General features: G+C 39.7%; 14 protein-coding genes and 1 pseudogene. 9 read left to right on the top strand and 6 right to left on the bottom strand.

The genetic code is table 11. The features are described 5' to 3' along the window. Positions 1 to 46: 46 nt before the first annotated feature. Together A9J31_RS09395 and A9J31_RS09390 are read left to right on the top strand one after the other, a co-directional pair. The gene (locus A9J31_RS09395) at positions 47 to 844 is read left to right on the top strand and encodes a hypothetical protein (RefSeq protein ID WP_067764601.1); all 798 of its coding nucleotides are present in this window, start codon (positions 47 to 49) and stop codon (positions 842 to 844) included. A gap of 278 nt (positions 845 to 1,122) precedes the next feature. Beyond that, positions 1,123 to 1,521 carry a hypothetical protein gene (locus A9J31_RS09390; protein ID WP_067764599.1) on the top strand — a complete coding sequence of 133 codons (399 nt, stop codon included), beginning with the start codon at positions 1,123 to 1,125 and terminating at the stop codon, positions 1,519 to 1,521. 88 nt (positions 1,522 to 1,609) lie between these two features. Here A9J31_RS09390 and A9J31_RS09385 read toward each other — a convergent pair whose 3' ends face one another. Then, positions 1,610 to 1,918, bottom strand: coding sequence for a hypothetical protein (locus A9J31_RS09385; protein WP_067764596.1), 309 nt, complete (start codon positions 1,916 to 1,918; stop codon positions 1,610 to 1,612). A gap of 347 nt (positions 1,919 to 2,265) precedes the next feature. Between A9J31_RS09385 and apbC the strand changes: the two genes are divergently transcribed. Then, entirely contained in the window at positions 2,266 to 3,537 is a 1,272-nt protein-coding gene (gene apbC / locus A9J31_RS09380) for an iron-sulfur cluster carrier protein ApbC (protein ID WP_067764593.1), read from the top strand. Between the two features lie 501 nt (positions 3,538 to 4,038). Here apbC and A9J31_RS09375 read toward each other — a convergent pair. Genes A9J31_RS09375 through A9J31_RS09365 form a run of 3 tightly spaced genes read right to left on the bottom strand, consistent with a single transcriptional unit; the run spans position 4,039 to position 7,527 of the window. Beyond that, positions 4,039 to 6,051: a TRAP transporter permease gene (locus tag A9J31_RS09375; RefSeq protein ID WP_067764590.1), complete on the bottom strand. Its 2,013-nt coding sequence runs from the start codon at positions 6,049 to 6,051 to the stop codon at positions 4,039 to 4,041. Next, a complete protein-coding gene (locus tag A9J31_RS09370; protein ID WP_227591861.1) occupies positions 6,048 to 6,542 on the bottom strand; it encodes a DUF1850 domain-containing protein in 495 nt (164 codons plus the stop codon). The genes A9J31_RS09375 and A9J31_RS09370 overlap by 4 nt, the downstream gene beginning before the upstream one ends. Further along, entirely contained in the window at positions 6,520 to 7,527 is a 1,008-nt protein-coding gene (locus A9J31_RS09365; protein WP_067764588.1) for a TAXI family TRAP transporter solute-binding subunit, read from the bottom strand. The genes A9J31_RS09370 and A9J31_RS09365 overlap by 23 nt, the downstream gene beginning before the upstream one ends. Positions 7,528 to 7,963: 436 nt before the next feature. Between A9J31_RS09365 and A9J31_RS09360 the strand changes: the two are divergent. The 6 genes and pseudogenes from A9J31_RS09360 to A9J31_RS09335 all read left to right on the top strand — a co-directional run bounded on the left by A9J31_RS09360 (position 7,964) and on the right by A9J31_RS09335 (position 15,809). Beyond that, positions 7,964 to 8,557 (top strand): annotated as a pseudogene (locus A9J31_RS09360) (LysE family translocator). Between the two features lie 111 nt (positions 8,558 to 8,668). Further along, complete coding sequence (gene dcd / locus A9J31_RS09355) at positions 8,669 to 9,238, top strand: dCTP deaminase (protein WP_005008040.1); 570 nt, start codon at positions 8,669 to 8,671, stop codon at positions 9,236 to 9,238. 247 nt (positions 9,239 to 9,485) lie between these two features. Further along, on the top strand, positions 9,486 to 11,546 hold the full coding sequence (locus A9J31_RS09350; RefSeq protein WP_067764585.1) for a hypothetical protein: 2,061 nt from the start codon (positions 9,486 to 9,488) through the stop codon (positions 11,544 to 11,546). Between the two features lie 10 nt (positions 11,547 to 11,556). After that, a complete protein-coding gene (locus tag A9J31_RS09345; protein WP_067764582.1) occupies positions 11,557 to 12,246 on the top strand; it encodes a hypothetical protein in 690 nt (229 codons plus the stop codon). 30 nt (positions 12,247 to 12,276) lie between these two features. Next, positions 12,277 to 14,457: a DUF6160 family protein gene (locus tag A9J31_RS09340; protein ID WP_067764579.1), complete on the top strand. Its 2,181-nt coding sequence runs from the start codon at positions 12,277 to 12,279 to the stop codon at positions 14,455 to 14,457. 50 nt (positions 14,458 to 14,507) lie between these two features. Then, positions 14,508 to 15,809 carry a hypothetical protein gene (locus tag A9J31_RS09335; protein WP_067764577.1) on the top strand — a complete coding sequence of 434 codons (1,302 nt, stop codon included), beginning with the start codon at positions 14,508 to 14,510 and terminating at the stop codon, positions 15,807 to 15,809. A 64-nt stretch (positions 15,810 to 15,873) separates the two neighbouring features. Here the strand turns inward: A9J31_RS09335 and A9J31_RS09330 are convergent, their stop codons facing one another. Both A9J31_RS09330 and A9J31_RS09325 read right to left on the bottom strand, forming a co-directional pair. Next, positions 15,874 to 17,589 carry a proline--tRNA ligase gene (locus tag A9J31_RS09330; RefSeq protein ID WP_067764574.1) on the bottom strand — a complete coding sequence of 572 codons (1,716 nt, stop codon included), beginning with the start codon at positions 17,587 to 17,589 and terminating at the stop codon, positions 15,874 to 15,876. A 96-nt stretch (positions 17,590 to 17,685) separates the two neighbouring features. Then, positions 17,686 to 20,790: an efflux RND transporter permease subunit gene (locus A9J31_RS09325; protein WP_067764571.1), complete on the bottom strand. Its 3,105-nt coding sequence runs from the start codon at positions 20,788 to 20,790 to the stop codon at positions 17,686 to 17,688. Between the last annotated feature and the right edge of the window lie 3 nt (positions 20,791 to 20,793).

Here is a 20,793-nt window from a genome sequence, read left to right as displayed (position 1 = left end):
AGTGATAATAGGGCATATCTGTGATGCCTTTAAGAGTGACAAGCCCATGTACGACGACGATTATGATGACGACCAGCCTGTGACCCGTATTCCGCAAAATCAACAGCGTAATAAACAACTCGGTCAGCACATTGTCAAAGAAGCACAACAATACCTTGAGCAGATTTCGGCAGATGAACATGCATTACTGATTCAGACTTTACGTGATTTGGCTACAACTGAACCTTACTTCGATGTATTGGCCGATGAGCTTGATCAACCTGTAGAAATGAAAGTGGCAAATGACGCCTTAAACTTGTTGTACTTTTGGCAATTGCTGCATCAACATGAAGATCAAAAACAGTTTCATTTACTCGATGCGATTAACACCGAGTTTTTTCAGACAGAAATGTTGAAAGCCTTTGATGCCTTAGAGATTGGTGAAAATAAAGCGCAACGTCGTTTGGTTCTACTTGAAGCTTTTAAACTGTATAAGCTGAATTTCCATGCCGGTTGTATCCCTGTCTTGTATGCACAGTTAGAAGGCATTTTAACTGATGTACTGATTCAAACGGGCTTTTTAAAGCAGAGCGGTACCAAGTTTGTCGATGTATATAAAATTGTACCCGGTCTAAAAGGCAGTGAAATTAAGAGTCTTTGGCATAAAGCAAAAATTGCCAATGAACTGAATCATTATTTTGCTGAATTGGCTGCTTATCAAATGGATAGCAGTTCAACAGTTGCGATGACGCGCCATAATATTTTACATGGAACAGAGCTTACCCATTTCAATCAAGGTCGTAGCTTTGTACTCTTTATTTGGTTATTTGCAGCGGTCAGTTTTATGAGCACAGTCAGCAAATAATCTTTTTATGCAGCGGTAAAGTGCATCATTAGGGGCTTTACCGTTATGCGTTTTGCTTAATTTATATTGATGAATATCAATACAATAAAAGTAGCCTTTATATTTTTCAATGATTTAATACATTTAAACTCGGATCAATTTTAACTCCTAACCTTATGCCAAAAAGCGTAAATGCAACGTCATGTAGCTCAATTGTTTCTAAATGCATATTTTTAAGGTCATCCCGTCAAAGCACGTTATAACTATTGTTAGACAATAACAGAGAAGAGGCGAGAACGATGACAACTGAAAATAAAATTGATCAATTGAAAGATAAAGCGTCAGAGTTGGGTGATGATCTAAAGCTCAAAGCCAAAGAAGCTCAGCTTGAAGGTGAAAAAGCCCTCGATGGTGCAAAGCATAAAGCTGAAGAGTTAAAACTCGAAGGAGAAAGAGCTTTAAATGATGCTAAGCATGAACATGCTGAACAAAGTAATGAGGCTAAAGATAAATTTGAGCATCTCAAAACTGAAGCCAGTCACAAATTAGATGAAGCCAAAGTCAAAGCGGCAGAACTTAAACATGACGCAGTAGAGAAATTTGACGAACTTAAAGTGCAAGCAAGTGAAAAATTTGATGAACTGAAAAAGAAAGCCACTGATACCTTTAATAAGTTTAAAAAAGATGATCAGGCTTAATTCGTAACTAAAAATTACTTTGATCAACCTTAAAAAAACCGTTCCATTGGAACGGTTTTTTTACTTGTAAAACGTGTATCTCAAATGATTATTGACGGAGACCATCGAGGTTCTCAGTTTTAATTTCATGCACGTGATCATTTACTATGGTAATCACATATCGCATATTGGCAATTTCATACGTGTAATCCACTGCTAATGTCGTCGGCTGACCTTTAATTTGGAGAGGATGAGATTCCATCTTGATTGGTGATGCCTGCATGCGTGTACGCATATCCTCAAGTCGATCGCCAATTGCTACAGTTTGACGATCTGGTGTTTGAATAGCTTCGGTCGATACTGCGGCCTGTAATGTTGTGGCAAAGAACATCAAGACTAATAAAGTTTTTTTAAACATCTTCTTCCCCCAGCTTAAACTTATAAAATGAAGCACTACATGATGATTTTCACATCAAACGGATTATTATCTTTTGAATATGCTGAAATATAAGCTGAATTCATTTGGGAAATGTAGGGTTGAAATGTAAACAGTTTAGGACTTAATTCGCTAGATTGATTGGCGTGTATATCTTCAAGGATCAGTGATATGTTGCACATTTTTAGAAACTTGCTGAAAAGTTGACTAAATTACTCAACTTTATAAGCTTATAGGGATAAGTCATTCATCTCCCTCTTACTCTCGCTCCCGCGAACAGGTAAACTATCAATATTATTTTTCTGATGTTCCTGTTTGGAGACAAAGCAATGTCGTGGCTTTCTTCCCTAAAATCTGTGTTTTCACCGTCACAAGAGGTGAAAGAGGAGGAAATCCAACAGGTTTTACAAAATTATATCTTGCCGAATTCTAGCAATGCATTGAAGGATCGTATTACACAGGTCAATGTGCAAGGGCAGATACTTCAAATCACCATAAATACAATGCCTTCCGAGGCGGATGATCTACAAAAAATCCATGATGATTTGGCAGATGCGTTGGAAAAATGCGGCATTAACGAGCTGAATATGCATGTGATTCAACAAAAAACAGGGCATAAATCTGAAGGTGGTTGTGGTCATCATCATGCAGAAGGCGAAATTTGTTCTAGCCAAGAAAAAGCTGAAAGTTCAGCTGCAAAAAGTCAGTTACCTCCAGTTGTGGATGCGTCTGCGAAAACACCTGAAGCACCTGCCGAAGTTGATCCGAATAATCCACCGATTCAAAAAGCGGCTCCACAACAGCGTGATGTACCGAAACATCCACGCATTAAAAATGTAATTTTAGTGTCTTCAGGCAAAGGTGGTGTGGGTAAATCGACCACCACTGTGAATTTGGCGCTCGCATTACAACAGCTGGGTTTAAAGGTTGGGGTATTAGATGCAGACATCTATGGTCCAAGTATTCCAACGATGCTCGGCAATGCAGGCCGCACGCCGATGATTGAAGCTGAGCAATTTGTTCCTATTGAAGCATATGGTATGGCTGTGCTTTCAATTGGTCACTTAACTGGGGATAACAATACGCCAGTGGCTTGGCGTGGGCCGAAAGCGACAGGGGCGTTAATGCAGTTGTTTAATCAAACGTTGTGGCCTGATCTGGATGTATTGGTCATTGATATGCCGCCAGGCACAGGTGATATTCAGTTGACGCTTGCACAGCGTATACCAGTGACAGGTGCTGTGATTGTGACGACACCACAGAACGTTGCATTAATGGATGCGACCAAAGGCATTGAGTTGTTTAACCGTGTACACATCCCAGTGATGGGTGTGGTTGAAAATATGTCGACCCATATTTGTTCGAACTGTGGGCATGAAGAGCAAATCTTTGGTACAGGTGGTGGCGACCAACTTTCAGCCCAATACGACATTCCGCTCTTAGGTCGTTTACCGCTGAATGTACAAATTCGTGAAAATGCCGATGCAGGGAAACCATCTGTGATAGCAGGTGATGATGCTGCTGAAAGCTACATGGCGATTGCACAAAAAGTTGCAGATGCATTACCTCAGGCTGAAAAAGATAAAAACCGTATTTTCTAAGGGTGAACTGAAATTTAAGTTGATCGTATTAAAATCTGGCCTCGTGCCAGATTTTTTATAACGTGGTATTGGGAGTGTTTGAAAATTATGAGTACTGAACTTTAGACATTCAACGATGTCTATGAATTACACATCTAAAAAACGATTTGCACAATTTCTTATTTTTCCTGCGATTATAAGCCGTATGCCAAGGATAAAATTCTTGAGGCATATCAAAGGATGTCGCGTTTGTACTTAGTTTTTACAAAATAGCTTTCACGATATTTCTATTATTTTGGCTAGGATCAATTCTTTGAACGGCAGTAACTGTACAAACGCATTGTGTCTTAGATTTTTTGCCAAATGTCCTCTGTTACAAGGGGCTTAGCATTGAAAAAATATAGAGGAACAAATAATTTTAAATATTATTTGAAGTCATTAAAACCCACCCATCAAATGAGGGTACGCCTTAGTCTAAGAAATTAAAAAGCCCGGTAATTACCGGGCTTTTTAATTGGTTTTTTAGGAGGAAAGAGACGGGTTTGCTTTACGTTTAGCAGTGATAATATTCACCGTAATTGCGATGATGACCATGATAATGCCTACAATATCTGTAATGGTTTCTGGAATAATCATACACAGCGCACCCACACCTAAAAAAATACGCCAGAACCAGTTGAGATAAGTCTTGAAATAACCTTCAACTGCGGAGCCTAAAGCGAGAATTCCTATCACTGAAGTGACAGTAATACTCACTATAGTTGTCCATGCAGGAAAGGCAAATTCTCGAGCATTGACTGCAACATTGGTGGTATCAATCATCAGCATGGCAGGGTTATAAACGAATAAAAATGGAACAATAAAACCAGCAAGAGATAGTTTTAAGGCCTGAAACCCAGTGCGCATTGGATCACCGCCTGCAATTCCTGCGCCCGCAAAGGCGGCAAGGGCAACTGGTGGGGTGATGTTTGCAAATAAACCAAAATAGAACACAAACATATGCGCGACTAATACAGGGATATCAAAGTTTGCGAGTGCTGGTGCTGCCATGGTGGCAGTAATGATATAGGCCGGAATAGATGGAAGCCCCATGCCTAAAATCATCGATGCAATCATGGTTAAAAATAAAGTGAGAAAGAGACTACCTGCACCTAAACTCATAATTGAAGAAGTCATTACTGAACCAAAACTTGTCAGACTTACTACGCCGATAATAATACCAACGACAGCACAAGCAGCCATCACAGATAATGATTGTTTGGCTCCATCAACGAGCGCATCTAAAATATCTTTTACACCCATTCGTGTTGATTTTCTTAAAGCTGCTACAAAGATGGTCAGGACGATGGTGTAGACAGCAGCATAGCTCACAGGAATATTTTGAAATAAGAAAAAGACCAGTGCCAAAATTGGAATAAGTAAATGTCCACGCTCTTTTAGAACTTCTTTTACTTTAGGTAAATCAGCTTTAGGTACGCCTTTCAGATCATCTTTACCCGCACGGAAATGAACTTGAGCCATGACGCCAAGGTAATACAATAAGGCAGGTAATAATGCGGCTAGTGCAATCGTGCCATAACTCACGCCAGTTGTTTCGGCCATAATGAAGGCACTCGCACCCATGACTGGCGGCAAAATTTGTCCACCGACGGATGCACTGGCTTCAACGGCACCAGCAAAATTCTTGTGATAACCAATTTTTTTCATCAATGGAATGGTAAATGAGCCTGTGCCAACAACATTGGCAACAGCAGTTCCATTAATACTGCCCATAAATCCACTTGAAATTACAGCAACTTTGGCAGGACCACCTTGTTTATGACCCGCCAATGCCATGGCAAGATCATTGAACAATTTCCCCATACCTGATTTTGCAAGAAAAGCACCAAAAAGGATAAATAAGAAAATAAAAGTGACGGATGCACCAATTGCCGAAGAATATAAGCCTTCGGTTTTTAAATACATATGTCCGAAAATGTCGCTGATGGTATAAGGGCGAGTAATTAATCGATCTGGCAACCAATCAAAGTGACTGATAAATGTATAGGTCAGGAAAATTAAACTTAAAATGGGCAGCATCCACCCCATGACCCGGCGAGTTGCTTCTATGACTAATACCACACTCATAATTGCAAACGCGATATCTAAGGTATTTGGAATACCACCTCGAGTGGTCATAATAGATTGATATTCTTTCCATAAATATAAAAAACTGAAGATGGAAAGCAAAGCCAAGAACCAATCGAGAAGTGAAATATGCTGCCGGGAGCTTGCTTGACGAGCTGGATAGAGTAAGAAAATGAGTGCTAGGCCAATAGCGACATGGGCTGCACGCTGTATTAACTCAGGTAAAGGATTAAACGTAATAAATAAATGAAATAATGAATAAAAGATCGCTACAAATGCAACAAAGTAGGTAACAGATTTACTCATATTGATTCGAGTAACAGATTCCCGATCAAATTTTTCTAATATGGCTTGTTGTTGTTTCTCATCGAGTTGTTCTAATACAACTTTATCTTCTTTGGAATTCATAGGCATTCTCCAATCCACCAAGACTTCCATTTGGGTTGATATTGAACCGAGATGTTGACCAAACTATAGTCTGGGTAACTTTGAAAAATAGACCAAATTTTTTGGTCAGCGAGGATCGTGCCTTGCATATTTCTAGAAATCACCCAGTTGATTTCATCTATATTTTGATTGACCCGCATTCTAATCACACCATTTTTTTGAAACTCAATGGGATAATTTGAGGGTGTACCTGCACCAAATGAAATCAAATCGGTGTGGCGCAGTAAAAACTTATTCTTTTGACGCTGATATTGTTCAGACCAAGCCGTCTTTTCTACTGAATGCTTCCACTGTAAATCAAATTGATCAGTTGAAATTTTGCATATATCAGTTTCAACTCTAACCTGCGTATACAGTGTTGGATAGCTAGCATAGATTAAGAAGAACAATATAAAAAATGCAGTATAAACTGCATTTTTTTGAAGCTTATTATTTTTTAGCCACTTCATCATAGTAGCGTTTCGCGCCTGGATGTAGAGGCGCTACAAGGCCTTGTTGAGCACCTTCAAGCGTGATTTCTGTTGCTGCTTGGTGTGAAGTTGCCAATTGAGGCAAACTGTCAAAGAAAGTTTTTGTTAGTTTGTAGACATCATCATCCGATATATCTGTGCGAACAACTAATGCATTTTTAATTGCGGCAGTTTGAATGTCCGCAGTATTGCCATATGTGCCTTTTGGAATAATCATCGGTAAGAAATAACTTTGATCTTTAGCTATTTCTTTGACTTTATCTGCATTGATTGAAACTAACTGTAGATCAAAGCTTTGTTGAAGTTCCATGAGTGATGAATTTGGAATGCCACTAGTCAGGAATGCTGCATCAAGCTTGCCACCTTTTAAAGCATCAGCGGCTTCAGCATAGCCTAAATAATCAACTTTAATATCTTTATAGGTGATTCCAAAACCATTCAACAGTGTGCGTGCATTTACTTCTACACCTGAATTTTGTGCACCCACAGCGATACGTTTACCTTTCAAATCTTCGATATTTTTGATCCCTGATTTTTTAGAGGTTACGATTTGTACGTAGTTTGGATAAAGCGCTGCGACTTGGCTGACATTCTCAACTTTACCATTTGCGAAACTTCCTGCTCCGTTCAGTGCTTCTGTTAAGCTGTCACTCATAACAAATGCCATTTCAACTTTATTCTGTTTGAGAAGGTTTAAGTTTTCGACTGATGCACCTGTAGTCTGAGTCTTAGAATTTACACCAAAAGTTTTGTTATAAATTTCTGCAAGACTCGTCCCAATCACATTGTAAGGTCCTGATGCTCCGCCAGTTGCAATGGTTACGAACTTGGTTTGAAGTTTGTCAGATGTAGCAGTTTCTGCGCTTTTTCCTTCCGTGGTATTTTTTGAAGTAGATTGATCATTTGAGCAAGCAGTAATACACGCCAAAGTAACCGAGAGTAACGTGAGTTTTGTCCATTGGTTCATAGAAACGTCCTTTTACACATAAATTTTGAATATTGATTTGATGAGTTTTAATTTTAATTTCCACTACTCAATTGAACATAACTTAATCAATTATTTTTGAAAAGTATTTTTTTTTGATTTTTTAGTCTCCAATAAATAATGGTTATGCGTAAGAATGGCATGGAGCTATATCGTTTATTTTAATAATATTTTGTTACGTGTAAAAACTGTAGGGTATACATGGAATCATGTGAAATTTCTTTTATAAATATAAGTTCAAGATATTTCTTTGAATTGTAAGGTGCTCTGAATGACTGTTCAGCTAAGGTTTTGTTTTTCTATTTAAGTTACTGAATTTATAATTAAATAAGGAGTTTTTTATAAGCATTTCTATTTTTTATTTTGCTAATACGAAACAACTGAATTAATCTTCGCGGATTAAGTTTGAGGTCAAAGTATGATTTCATGGTTTTTTATTGGTCTAGTTATCAGTATTTTGTTAACGCCAGGACCAACCAATACCTTACTCGCATCTTCGGGTATTCAAGTTGGGCTACGTAAATCATTCTGACTCATTCCAGCGGAAGCCTTTGGTTATCTGATCTCCATCACCTTGTGGGGCTTTTTAATCGGTAAAATATCCGTTCATTTACCGTTATTGCCGACCATTCTTAAACTGTTTAGCGCAGGCTATATTTTATTTCTAGCACTGCGTTTATGGCGTACTGCAACGGTAAGTGAAAACTTTATACAAAAAGGCATCCGAGCACGCGAACTCTTTGTTGCGACGTTATTAAATCCTAAAGCACTATTATTTGCATCTGCGATTTTTCCTGCATTGGCTTGGCAAAATCCACAGTATTATGTTGCACACATGCTGGTGTTTTTATTTTTGATCGTGCCGATTGCTTTTTTTTGGACATTTATTGGCTCTGTTTTAGCATCCAATAAAATTAGCTGGTTAAATCAAGCAAATTTACAGCGTACTGCATCCTTGGTATTGGTCAGTTTTTCTATTCCATTAAGTTATTCGGCTCTTTTAAAACTCTAAGCAGATTAAAATCGGTTAAATGTGTTAAGTTCCGATGCGCTTATTTTCATTAACTGTGATTTCAGTTAAAGTACCACGCAATAATTGATTTAAGTTTTTGGATTGAAATAAATGGCTATTAAGTCTGATCGTTGGATTCGCGAAATGAGCGAAAAACACGGCATGATTGAACCGTATGCAGAAAACCAAGTCCGTTATGATGAAAATGGCGAAAAGCTTATTTCATATGGCGTATCGAGCTATGGTTATGATGTTCGTTGTGCACGTGAGTTTAAAGTATTCACCAATGTTCATTCAGCGATTGTTGATCCTAAAAACTTTGATGATAAAAGTTTTATTGATATTGAATCTGACGTTTGTATCATTCCACCGAACTCATTTGCTTTAGCGCGCACAGTTGAATACTTCCGTATTCCACGTAATGTGTTAACGGTTTGTTTGGGTAAATCGACTTATGCTCGCTGCGGTATTATTGTAAACGTAACGCCTCTTGAGCCTGAGTGGGAAGGCCATGTGACTTTAGAATTTTCGAATACAACGAACTTGCCTGCGCGTATTTATGCGGGTGAAGGTGTGGCTCAGATGCTATTTTTTGAATCTGATGAAGTATGTGAAACATCGTATAAAGACCGTGGTGGTAAGTACCAAGGTCAAACAGGCGTAACATTGCCGAAAGCATAAATTTTGATTTTATGTTTAAAAAAGCGAGCTTCATTGGCTCGCTTTTTTTATGTGGGTCATTCATCGGAAATTGAACCGTTCAGGCGGGATTTTTTTGCAATTGAGTAATTATTCAGCATAATAAAAAGTTAAGTGACTGGTATATCACATACATCCGTTTAAGGAATAAATGGAACCAAAAATTAAAGCCAGTTCTCAGGAATAAATATAAGAGAGATGCAGAGCATCTGATAAAAGGAAGGTCGAGATGACTCAATTCACCCAGGCTAAGTTATTCCGCCAGAGTTGCTTAGCAGCCGCAGTCAGCATTTTTGCTGCACCAACTGTATATGCGCTTCAAGATTTATCAGATGAAGCACTTTCAGCCACAACGGGTGAAGGTGTTGCACTCACTTTAGAAAATTTCAAAATGGTCTTTCAAGGGCCAAATGACCGTTCTACGGCTTCTAGTTATGCGTCTGGTATGGTTGATCCTGGGAAAAACGATACAGGTTTTATTCGGATTATTCCTACAGGTGAAAACTATGAACAATTAGGGCAGCGTGCTTACGATAAAATCTACAAAGCAGCTTATGTTGATGCCTATCAGCAAGGCCGAGTTACGGGCTATAACGGTGTTTATGACTCCACTTTCTTAAGTTCTAAAAGCACCTATGAGACCAATAATGCTACACGAGTAACCAATGAAACCATCGCAACATATTCAACAGAATATCGTGGCCGATTAGAACAGTCTTATCTTGAATCGCCAACGATGAAGGCATATTACGATCAGCGTTATAAAGACTATTATAATGGGTCATCGTGGTTAATGGATTTCGAGGAAGATGGAACAACGAAAGAATCAATTACTCCAGGACTAAAAGAAAAGTCACAAACTGCTGCTTTAAAAAATACCTATGAAATGATTGAGTTACTATACGGTAACAATAGTACGGGTAATTTACCGACCACTTCGACTTTTTATAAAAATTATGTCTCAGGAAAAATTACACGTTCAAATATTATAGATACGACAAAAAATGCTCAGTTGAATGCCAAAGCGGCAGAAACCCTCAATCAGTTGGCAACTGACTATGCCAAGCTTGAAGCTCAAAAGGCAAGCGATGCAGCATTAGCAACCGTGAAAAAAAATGCTGAAATTACAGCAAAACAAATTGCCTCGACTGCGACCGTATCGAGCCTCAGATCGAAAGCAGATGTATTTATATATGGCTTAGCCCTGTCCAACAGTAAAGATAAAAATGGCAAAAGTTCATTAGCAACACGCTATACCGATCAAGGGTTTAATTGGGGTACAGCTGAAAATCCATGGCTTTTCCATGCGGGAAATCAAGATGTTGAACAATTTGCCAAAGATAATAAGGGGAATGTTGGTTACTTAGCTATTGAGGCACCATTAAAGAAAATTGCGGCAGATGATGCATCTAACAACATCAAACTTGGTTTGTGGATGGATGTATTTTCACGGTCTTTAAATTCAAGTAATGTCGTCGATCCGATTACAGGGGCGCCCACCAGTGGCTTAGATAAAGATTATCGGTTACGGACTCAAATTGTTGCGAATGGCCTGAGCTTAAATGGTTCACAAGTTCGCATTTTTCAAACCTTGAAATCAACCAATACCAACTATAACCAAACTTTAGGTTTAGCCAGTTTAATTCGTATTAATACCAATGATCGTGCTGAGTCACTGAGTATCAATGACGGTGATTTGGATGCTCGCGGTATGCGTATCAGTACAGCTGCACGCTCCGAACTGGATGATGGTACGGCACCGACACCAGCGATGGACCGTTCTGTCGCTCCGATTTTCCATGAAACGGAGGGTCTATACTTATATAGCCCAAACATCAATTTAGTTTTAGGCAATATGTATCAACCCTTTATTGTGGGATCGGAAGGTCGAAATATTATTTTGGAAGTAACACGTATTCCTAACGTGCCTTCTATATACAGTAAAATTTATACTTACTATACAGATATCGCTGGAAATACTACAGGTACATCAGGCTTAACGGCTGCAGACTTTAAAGGATCAACCTGTAACGTCTATAGTTGTGGCACAGAATTAAAAGCCAATGCTTCAGATGCTACAGCACTGTATCAAGGGCGTGATGCAACACATAGTAGTATTGCAATCGGTACAGTAGAGCGCTTGCCTGGTAATCTGCTGAATGCAAAAAGTACGGATACGGCGACAGGTGTGGTCTTTAAAGGTGTCAATGGACAAAGCACGAATTTAGGATCTGTTGCCATAGATGGCGTCTTGATTCAGCACTTAAAAATAAGAACAACAGGGCTGTAGGAGAAATTACATGTATAAAATTTTATGCGCTGTTGTTTGTGCTGCACTGACACAAACTCATGCAGGCTTAGTGTCTATGGATAATACCGAACTCACTGCTGCAACCGGTCAAGGCGGTGCTGATCTCAGTTGGACACTTTCATTAAACCATCAATACGCCAATGATATGTCGAAAAACAACATTTCTATCATGGATGCGAATGGAAAAACGACTCAAGCTTTTTATGGATATCAATGTTCATCCAATGAGTTTTGTCGCTTAGCACTTGCGCCCAATAATCATGTGGATGCAAATGGTAATAAGAAATGGTTGGTGTTTAAACAGTTTCAAGGAACGTTACAGATCGATCAATTTTCACTAGATGGTGTGACGATTATCAATCGTGAAGGTAATCCACAAACGGCTATGCAGTTGACATTTTATGATGATAAGCCATTAAAAATTAGAAATTTAGGTTTTGCTACGTTGGCGGTGGAAACAGGGACGACAGGTAAGGAAGGTTATGAAAATACCAGTACTTATACGACCTATACCGAAAAGAAAGCTGATGGAACAACTTCAACTTTAGCAGTGCCTGATTTTGATCGTGGTTCAGAACAAGGATTTATGGGTGTTAATGTGCATGGCAACATGCACATGAGTGGAAAGTTAAACATCTTCAGTTTTAACTGCACTGGAAATGGTGCAGGTCGCTGTTAATCAGCTGTGACTGAATATAAGGATATAGTGATGAAAACAATAACAACTTTAACGGCACTCGCAACCAGTATTTTACTTGCTCAACACGCCTATGCTTTTGAAGCGATGACCGATGAAAGCTTGGGTGCAGTTACTGGCCAAGATGGTATTTCGATTACCCATGAAGTTTCTAGAGTCAAAGTTGATCAGTTAAATTGGGTTGACCCAACTGACCAAAATAAGATGAAAATGGGGTTGCACAATGTACAAATAGATGGCGTTGGGCAAAGCACCATTACATCAAAATTAGATTTTGATGTTGGGACTACGGATGCTGGTGTAGGCATGCGTATTGCCGCAAGTGTCAGCCCATTTACTGCTGTTGCGCAAAATATTATGCTGCTGTGTCAAGGCGCAACGTGCCAAACGCCTACGCAAAATTTAGGTTCACTTGCGATTGCAACATCTTCACCTTTAAAAGTATTACTTGAAACCAGCAATGGTCTATTTAACCGTAATGATACGGCGTATATGGAATTTCAATTGCAAAATGCCAGTATTAGTCATGGTATGAATGGACATAGCGTAACCTTAAAGGACTTTAACTTTAACTTTGCTGGTTCAGGTTATATGTATGTCGCAGCTGATGAAGGCATTGTTCTCACCACAAAATCCACAGGGAGCAAAGACCATACGGTCAATTTGGGGCGGGTAAAGGACACTTCAGATGTGCATAGTTCACGTAGCGATGCCACAAACCCCGGCGTTAATATCGATTTACGATACGGTACCGATGGTGGTGCGCAGCGCAATTTAATTCGTATGGGAGCATCGGGTGCTGTCACTAATGCACGAGTTGCCTTAAATGCCAATCAAGACGGAATCAAAGATTTTGGTCTAGCAACGAAGGCTTCTGGATATGAGTCCGTTGGTTCAGGTGGTTTACATTTAGGTGTGCGCGCGGATTTCACTTCAAAGGATGATCCTAGCCTTGTTGCAGGTCAAGCACCGACAACCTTAGAAATTGGCCATACGGGTATTGGTAGTTATGCCATTGAATTTTCTAATTTAACGTCTTTAGTTGCTGATAAAAATGCCTATATTGATTTTGGCGATATTTATATCAATACCATTCAAGCAAAAAGCCTTGATTTTCTGGTAAATGATAAATTAAAAGCAACATTAGGTTTAACCAATAATGTTTTAACCCAGAATCTGTCAAATCAAACGGCGGGCGGAAATTTTGCACTAGTGGCGATTCGTGGTATGGATTTTCAGTCCATCGCGCGTACAGCACGATTTATTTCTGATAACTCAATTGCCGCAATTGCAAGTAATGACAATAGTTGGGGGATTGGTATCCCGATTTATAATATGAATGCTAACGTTGCATTATCAGAGAAAAAATACAGTTATAAAAATGCGGCTGAAAAATCAGGTATTGGCTATAACCTTGTAATGAGCACAGATGGTTATGGTGTTGATAAAAAAACAGGAACACCAAGTACAACTTCTATTATTTTGATTGATGGTAAAAAAGGTATTAATGGTCAAGAAGTCAATTATTATGCTGGCTTAAGAAACATCAATGCACTTATTCAATCTGATGGTGTGATTGGTTATGAAAATGATGGCATCTATGTACGTGCAGATAATTTATTGATTGCAGCTAATGCCGAGTTAGCGATTGGTCAACTTCCGGGTTCAACCTATAACTGTGCGACTACAGCTTCTGCCAAATGTGGGACTACAGTACCTTTAGATAATTTCTCTAAACGTGATGATGTGTTGACGAATATTGTGTTTAAACTTGATGGTAAAGGTGAGCTATTTATAGTACCGGGTCTAAATGACACTGCAGAAAATAATTATTTATCTTTCCGTGGAAGCTTTGAATTTAAAGCATTAACTGATGCTGAAAAGAAAGATCAAAAAGTTATGGGAAGCTATTTAAGTTTGATGAATGAAGATGTAAATGCCAGCGGTGTCGTTTCAGCTTCAAGTATCAATATTAATAAAATGCAGGGCGATCTAGGCTTTGATGCTCGAATTAAAATGAAACAAGATTCGGTAGAGTTTGATAATCAGGTAAAATTCAATCCAACCAATAATATGTCTAAAGCGTTTCGTGCAGAAGTTTCGATGTTAACAAATGGCAATATGCAAAAGATGGCGGATATTGCCCTAACCGGTGGAACAATGCGAAGTACGATGGGGATTACTCCACGCTAGTAAAATTAAATCAATAACAAATAAATAAAATAACGAACAGGGAATTTGTTATGAAAAAGAAGTTAATCAGAGGTTTGATATTCTCGACATTTGCGATGAGTAGCTTATCTCATGCAATGATGGCTTTAGATGATGAAAGCTTATCAAAAGTTGATGGTCAAGCTTTACTCTCCATGGAATATACGCAGGGGTATAATTCTGTGGATGAGAGTGGACAAGCCGTTGACCAATCCAAAGTTGGCTTTTATAAACTTGGTTTGGAAGCTGAAATGGAGCTCAATGCCAATATTAAAAAGCTCCAATTGGGTTGTGGTGGTGCAAATGGCTCAGGTGCTTGTGATATTGATATTGATCATATTTCACTGAGTGGCTTGCCTGCAAATAGCAATTATACGTCGGATGAACGTGCGGCAACTTCAGCTTTGCTGACCAATCCTTTTATCGAAATTGCAATTAAAAATCCGAAATCAGCGGCAACACGTGAAGTGATGGGCTTTCGTTTGAGCGCTGAAAAAATTTCTGGATTAATGACATTAGGTACAGAAAATAGCAATACACCCAATGGTATCAATACCTTTAGTGGTTATATGAAAACAAAAGCGTCTGCGGGTGTTGCAACAACTGCCGAGCGTGTGATGGACTATGCTTCTACGCAGCAATATATTGAAGGAGCAGTTAAGGGGACATTATTTGGTGCAGAAGTTGATCTACCGCTTCACTACAAATCAGATAATTATTCTTTTAATTTAAAATCAACCACAGCACCTTTTACGATTCCAGCTACTGTCGTGAGTGGGAATAGAATGACAGATGTACAGTTAAAGGGTACAGGAACAGTTGATCGTCTTGATTTTAGTGGTCCATTAGAAGCTCAAATCTCTCTACTCGGTTTAAACATTAATTTGAATAAAGATGTGACGGGGTATCTTACTGGGCTAAAAACCGATATTACGGTAAATCAAAGTTTAGGTTTGATTCACGCACTTTATCTAAATAACCCTGCTTCGCTATCTTTACAAGCTCAAAAAATACTCTGGCCTGGTGCTGCAGTCGCAGCAGAAAGAGGGTGGTGGCTGGCGATGGAAGATGAAGTCGATTTGGGCAGTATTACGCCATCAGACAAAGTGGCGATTACGGATGAAGTGTTGAAACAAACGATCGCTGGAATTAACCATGACTTAAGTACCAATGTTCGTAATTGTGGAGATTTAATCTTTGGTTGTGTTGCAGGTTCGGCTTTAGATGTTAAAGAAATTAAAAACCCGTCATTAATTGATTTCCCATTAAACAATTTAAAACTTTCTGGACAGGAGTTTCGTTCTAACTGCTTCGGCGGGCTGAAATTCTGTTAAGGCTTAAAGTATTTAATATAAAAAAATCCCGCACTTAGCGGGATTTTTTTATATTTAGCGCAAATTATTTTGCAATTTTCGCTAAAAGGTCTTCTTTACTGAGGTTGCTTGATTCTTCATCACGGCGACCTTTGTACTCAAATGTACTAGCATCCAAACCTTTCTCACCAATAACGATACGGTGTGGAATACCTGTTAACTCGATATCAGAGAATTTAACACCTGGACGTTCATTACGATCATCTAGAAGAACATCATAACCAGCAGCAGTTAATTCTGCATACAGTGCTTCAGCTGCTTCTAACGTGCGCGGTGATTTATGCGCATTCATTGGCACAATAGCAACTTCGAAAGGAGCAATTGCAGACGGCCAAATAATCCCTTTGTCATCGAAGTTTTGTTCAATTGCAGAAGCAACAACACGGGTTACACCAATACCATAGCAACCCATAGTCACAACGAGAGGTTTGCCGTCTTCACCTAAGACTTTACAGCCAAGTGCTTCAGAGTATTTTTGACCCAACTGGAAGATATGACCAACTTCGATACCACGTTTAATCAAGATCGTACCTTGACCGTCTGGAGAAGGGTCACCTTCAACAACATTACGAAGGTCATAAACTTCGGTGTATTGTGCATCACGTTCCCAGTTTACACCGACTGCATGTTTATCGACTTGGTTTGCACCAGCAACAAAGTCTGAAAGTACAGACGCTGCACGGTCAACAATAACGGTAATGCCTTTTTCGGTTAAGCCTTGAGGGCCACAGAAACCAGCAGTTAAGCCTAAGTCAGCTAATTGTGCTTCAGTTGCAAAAGTTAAAGGAGCAGCAATTAATGGGTGTTTTTCTGCTTTAATTTCATTCAGTTCATGGTCACCGCGTAAGAATAAAGCAATAACTGGTGCAGCTTTACCTTCTTCAGCAACACCTTGGACCAATAATGCTTTGACAGATTGAGCAGGGTCTGATTTAAGGAATTCAGAAACATCAGCAATAGTTTTTTGATTTGGTGTATCAACAATTTCAAGTGCTTTAGTTGGAGCAGCACGTTCACCAACTAGTACGGCTTCAGCCATTTCTACGTTAGCAGCATAATCTGACTCTGTAGAGAATGCGATGTCATCTTCACCGCTAGACGCAAGGACGTGGAATTCATGTGAACCCGAACCACCAATTGAACCTGTATCTGCTTGGACTGGACGGAAATTTAAACCCAAACGAGTGAAAATTTTGCAGTATGCAGCATACATATTGTCATAGGTTTCTTGTAAAGATGCTTGATCCACATGGAAAGAATAAGCATCTTTCATAATGAATTCACGTGAACGCATTACGCCAAAACGTGGACGAATTTCGTCACGGAATTTCGTTTGAACTTGGTAGAAGTTCGCAGGTAATTGCTTGTAACTTTTTAACTCGTTACGTGCAAGATCAGTAATCACTTCTTCATGCGTTGGTCCAAGAACAAAGTCATTGTTATGACGGTCTTTAAAACGTAGCAGTTCAGGGCCATATTGCACAAAACGACCTGATTCTTCCCAGAGTGAAGCAGGCTGAGTGACAGGCATTAGGACTTGAAGTGAACCGGCACGATCCATCTCTTCACGGATAATCGCTTCAACTTTATTTAATACGCGAACGCCCATCGGCAGCCAAGTGTATAAACCTGAAGCCAATTTACGAATCATCCCAGCACGAAGCATTAACTGATGTGAAATAACTTCAGCATCGTTTGGGGTTTCTCTTAACGTTGCAAATAAAAAGCGACTCGCGCGCATGGAAACTGTCCTAAAAAATTAAGCGTTAAAGTAGAGAGTATACAATAAAAAATGAGGCGAACATTTTTCAATGTCCCCTCAATTTAGATTTTGCAATTATGACATGATTTTTTTGGCTTGACGTGCAAGAAAATTACGGAAGTCATCAAGATAAGTAAAAATAACCGGCACCACCACAAGAGTGAGGAGAGTCGAAGTAATAACCCCACCAATCACAGCATGGGCCATAGGTGCACTTTGCTCACCACCTTCACCCAGCCCTAGAGCAAGTGGTACCATCCCCATGACCATGGCACTAGTAGTCATTAAAATGGGACGCAACCGCGTCTTACCAGCATCGATAATGGCATCGTAACGATCGACGCCACGATCCATGGCTTTTTTAATAAAGTCGATGAGTAGAATGGCGTTTTTGGTGACTAAGCCCATGAGCATAATGATCCCGATAATGGAAAATAGATTCATGGTGGAGTTAAAAACAAATAATGCGAGGAACACACCGATTAGAGATAGTGGGAGTGATGCCATGATGGCCGCAGGGTGAATGAAGCTGTTGAACTGCGAACCCAATACGATATAAATAAACACAATTGAAAGGGTAATGGCAGTCATGGCATAGCCTGCGGATTCAGCCATATCTTTGTTCGCGCCTTGTGTAACAAAGCTATAGCCCGGTGGCAAATCAAAGTCTTTTTCAATTTGATTGATTTCTGCACCAATATCACCTGCAGGACGGCCTGCAGTATTGGCTTCCACCATTACTTCACGAGCCAAATCACGACGGTTAATTTGTGAAGCACCTAAAGTTTGCTCAAAACTCGCAACACTGGCCAAAGGTACCAATATAGGTAAGCCAGCTGCATCGGTTTTTTGAGAAGTGATATACATATTTTGAATATCAGTGGGTAGGCGACGTTGATCTTCGGTGAGACGTAGATTTACATCATAGGTTTCACCTTTGTCGTCTTTCCATGTAGTCACATTGTCGCCTGCTAGAAGTGGGCGAACTACATTGGCAATTTGATTGACTGATAGTCCTAAATCACTCGCAAGAACACGATTTACGTGAACCCCTAAAGTTGGTTTTGGTTCCTTTAACGAGCTTTCTAAATCGACAATACCTTCTACTTTTGCTACCTCAATTAAGAAACGATCTGAAATACGTTGTAATTCGTTTAAGTCAGGGCCTTTAATAGAAATCATGACCGGTTTTTGACCACCTGAAACAGTTTCATCGGCTGAAGCGACTGATGTGATTGTAATCCCAGCCACATGTTTCAAGCGTTGACGGAATTCGTTGTTTAAATCAGTCAAACTCTGCTTACGTTCAGTACGGGGGGTAACTGTGACACGTAAACTCACATGGTTCTTACCACGATCTGTAGCACTATTAATTGCGCCGTAGGTTGCTTTGACTTCAGGATGTTGACGAACAATCTGATCAACTTGCTTCAGTTTGGCTTGTGAATATTCGAGCGTTGCATCAACAGGTGTTTCAAATTTAATGCGAATTTCACCTTTGTCTGGCACAGGGACAAATTCTGTCCCGATCAGTTTCGACAGACCAAGTGCACCAAATAAAGATGCAACAGCAATTAAAATAGTAATGAAACGGAAGCGTAAAGCCAGTTTGAGCAGCTTTTCGTAATGATGACTTAAGTTATCGAGCTTTCCAGAGATCCAATTAAAGAAATGCTTTACACGTCCTGGTTTTTTGTTTGGGTCATGTTTTTCAGCCCAATGCGCAGAGAGCATCGGGTCAAGGGTAAAGCTGACAAACATGGAAATGAGTACCGCCGTACTTACCGTGACACCAAACTGATAGAAGAAGCGGCCAATAATACCGCCCATAAAAGCGACAGGAAGGAACACCGCAACGATAGTGAGCGTTGTCGCTAATACAGCGAGGCCAATTTCTTTGGTACCATCTAGTGCAGCTGTGACATGGTCTTTACCCATATCGGCGTGGCGTACAATATTTTCACGGACCACAATCGCATCATCAATCAACAGACCAATACTCAGAGATAAAGCGAGTAAAGTCATCATGTTAATTGTGAAACCAAATATCCAAATAAAGGTTAGCGTGCCCAATAGAGCTATCGGTAAAGTTAAACCTGTAATAGCTGTAGAGCGGAATGAGCCTAAGAATAACAAGACGATTAATATCGCCAAAACGGCACCTTCAATAATGGTACGCGCTACATCTTTAATACTGCCGCGGATACCTTTTGAAGAATCGACGACGACTTCGGCTGTTGTTCCTTTAGGGAGTTGTTTTTGAATCTCTGCAAGGGTCTCACGGGTATTGTCTACGACTTCAATCACGTTTGAATCTGAACTGCGTAAGATGTCGACAGCAACAGCCGTTTTGCCATTGAGATAGGCGCTCGATTCCATTTCAGCTTGGCTATCTTCAATCTCCGCAATTTGTTTGAGATATATTGGTGCACCATTTTTATTGGTAACCACCAAATCACCAAAAGCTGAAGGGTGGATTACACGCGATTTAATTTCGACTACCAACTCTGAATTGGCTTGTTTAAGCGTACCGCCTGGAACTTCGATATTTTCAGCTTTTAAGGTATTTATGACTTGATCAATACCAATGCCATAGCTTTGTAATTTTTGAGGATTAACCTGAATGCGGATTTGTCGTTGAGCATCGCCGAGTAAATTGACTGTTCCGACCCCGGGCACAGTACGAAGTTGAGGCACAATCCGTTGATTCAAATAAGAACTCAGATCACGTAGGCTCATATCTTTGGATTCAAAGACAATGGACATGATAGCACTGGCTGTCGGATCGTAACGCTCTACAATGGGATCATCAATTTCATCACGAAATTGGGCGGTCACAGGTGCAATTTTATCTCGTATATCTTGTGCTGCAACTGAAGAAGATACGTCAAGATTAAACTCTACAATGACCGTTGATAATCCTTCACTGGATTGTGAAATGACTTGTTTGAGTCCAGAAATGGTGTTGATTTGATCTTCAAGTTTTTTGGTAATTTCAGATTCGACCGACTCAGGCGAAGCACCTGGATAATTGGTATAAACCACAACAAATGGAAAATCGACATCAGGAAATTCCTCGACACCCATCCGTTGCCATGAGGCAAGCCCAAGCACCATCAGACAGAACATCATCATAATGGTGAAAACAGGGTATTTCACACTAATTCGGGTTAACCACATAAC

The organism is Acinetobacter gandensis, from assembly GCF_001678755.1.
Taxonomy (GTDB): Bacteria; Pseudomonadota; Gammaproteobacteria; order Pseudomonadales; family Moraxellaceae; genus Acinetobacter; species Acinetobacter gandensis.
This window is presented reverse-complemented; position numbering and strand designations above follow the sequence as displayed.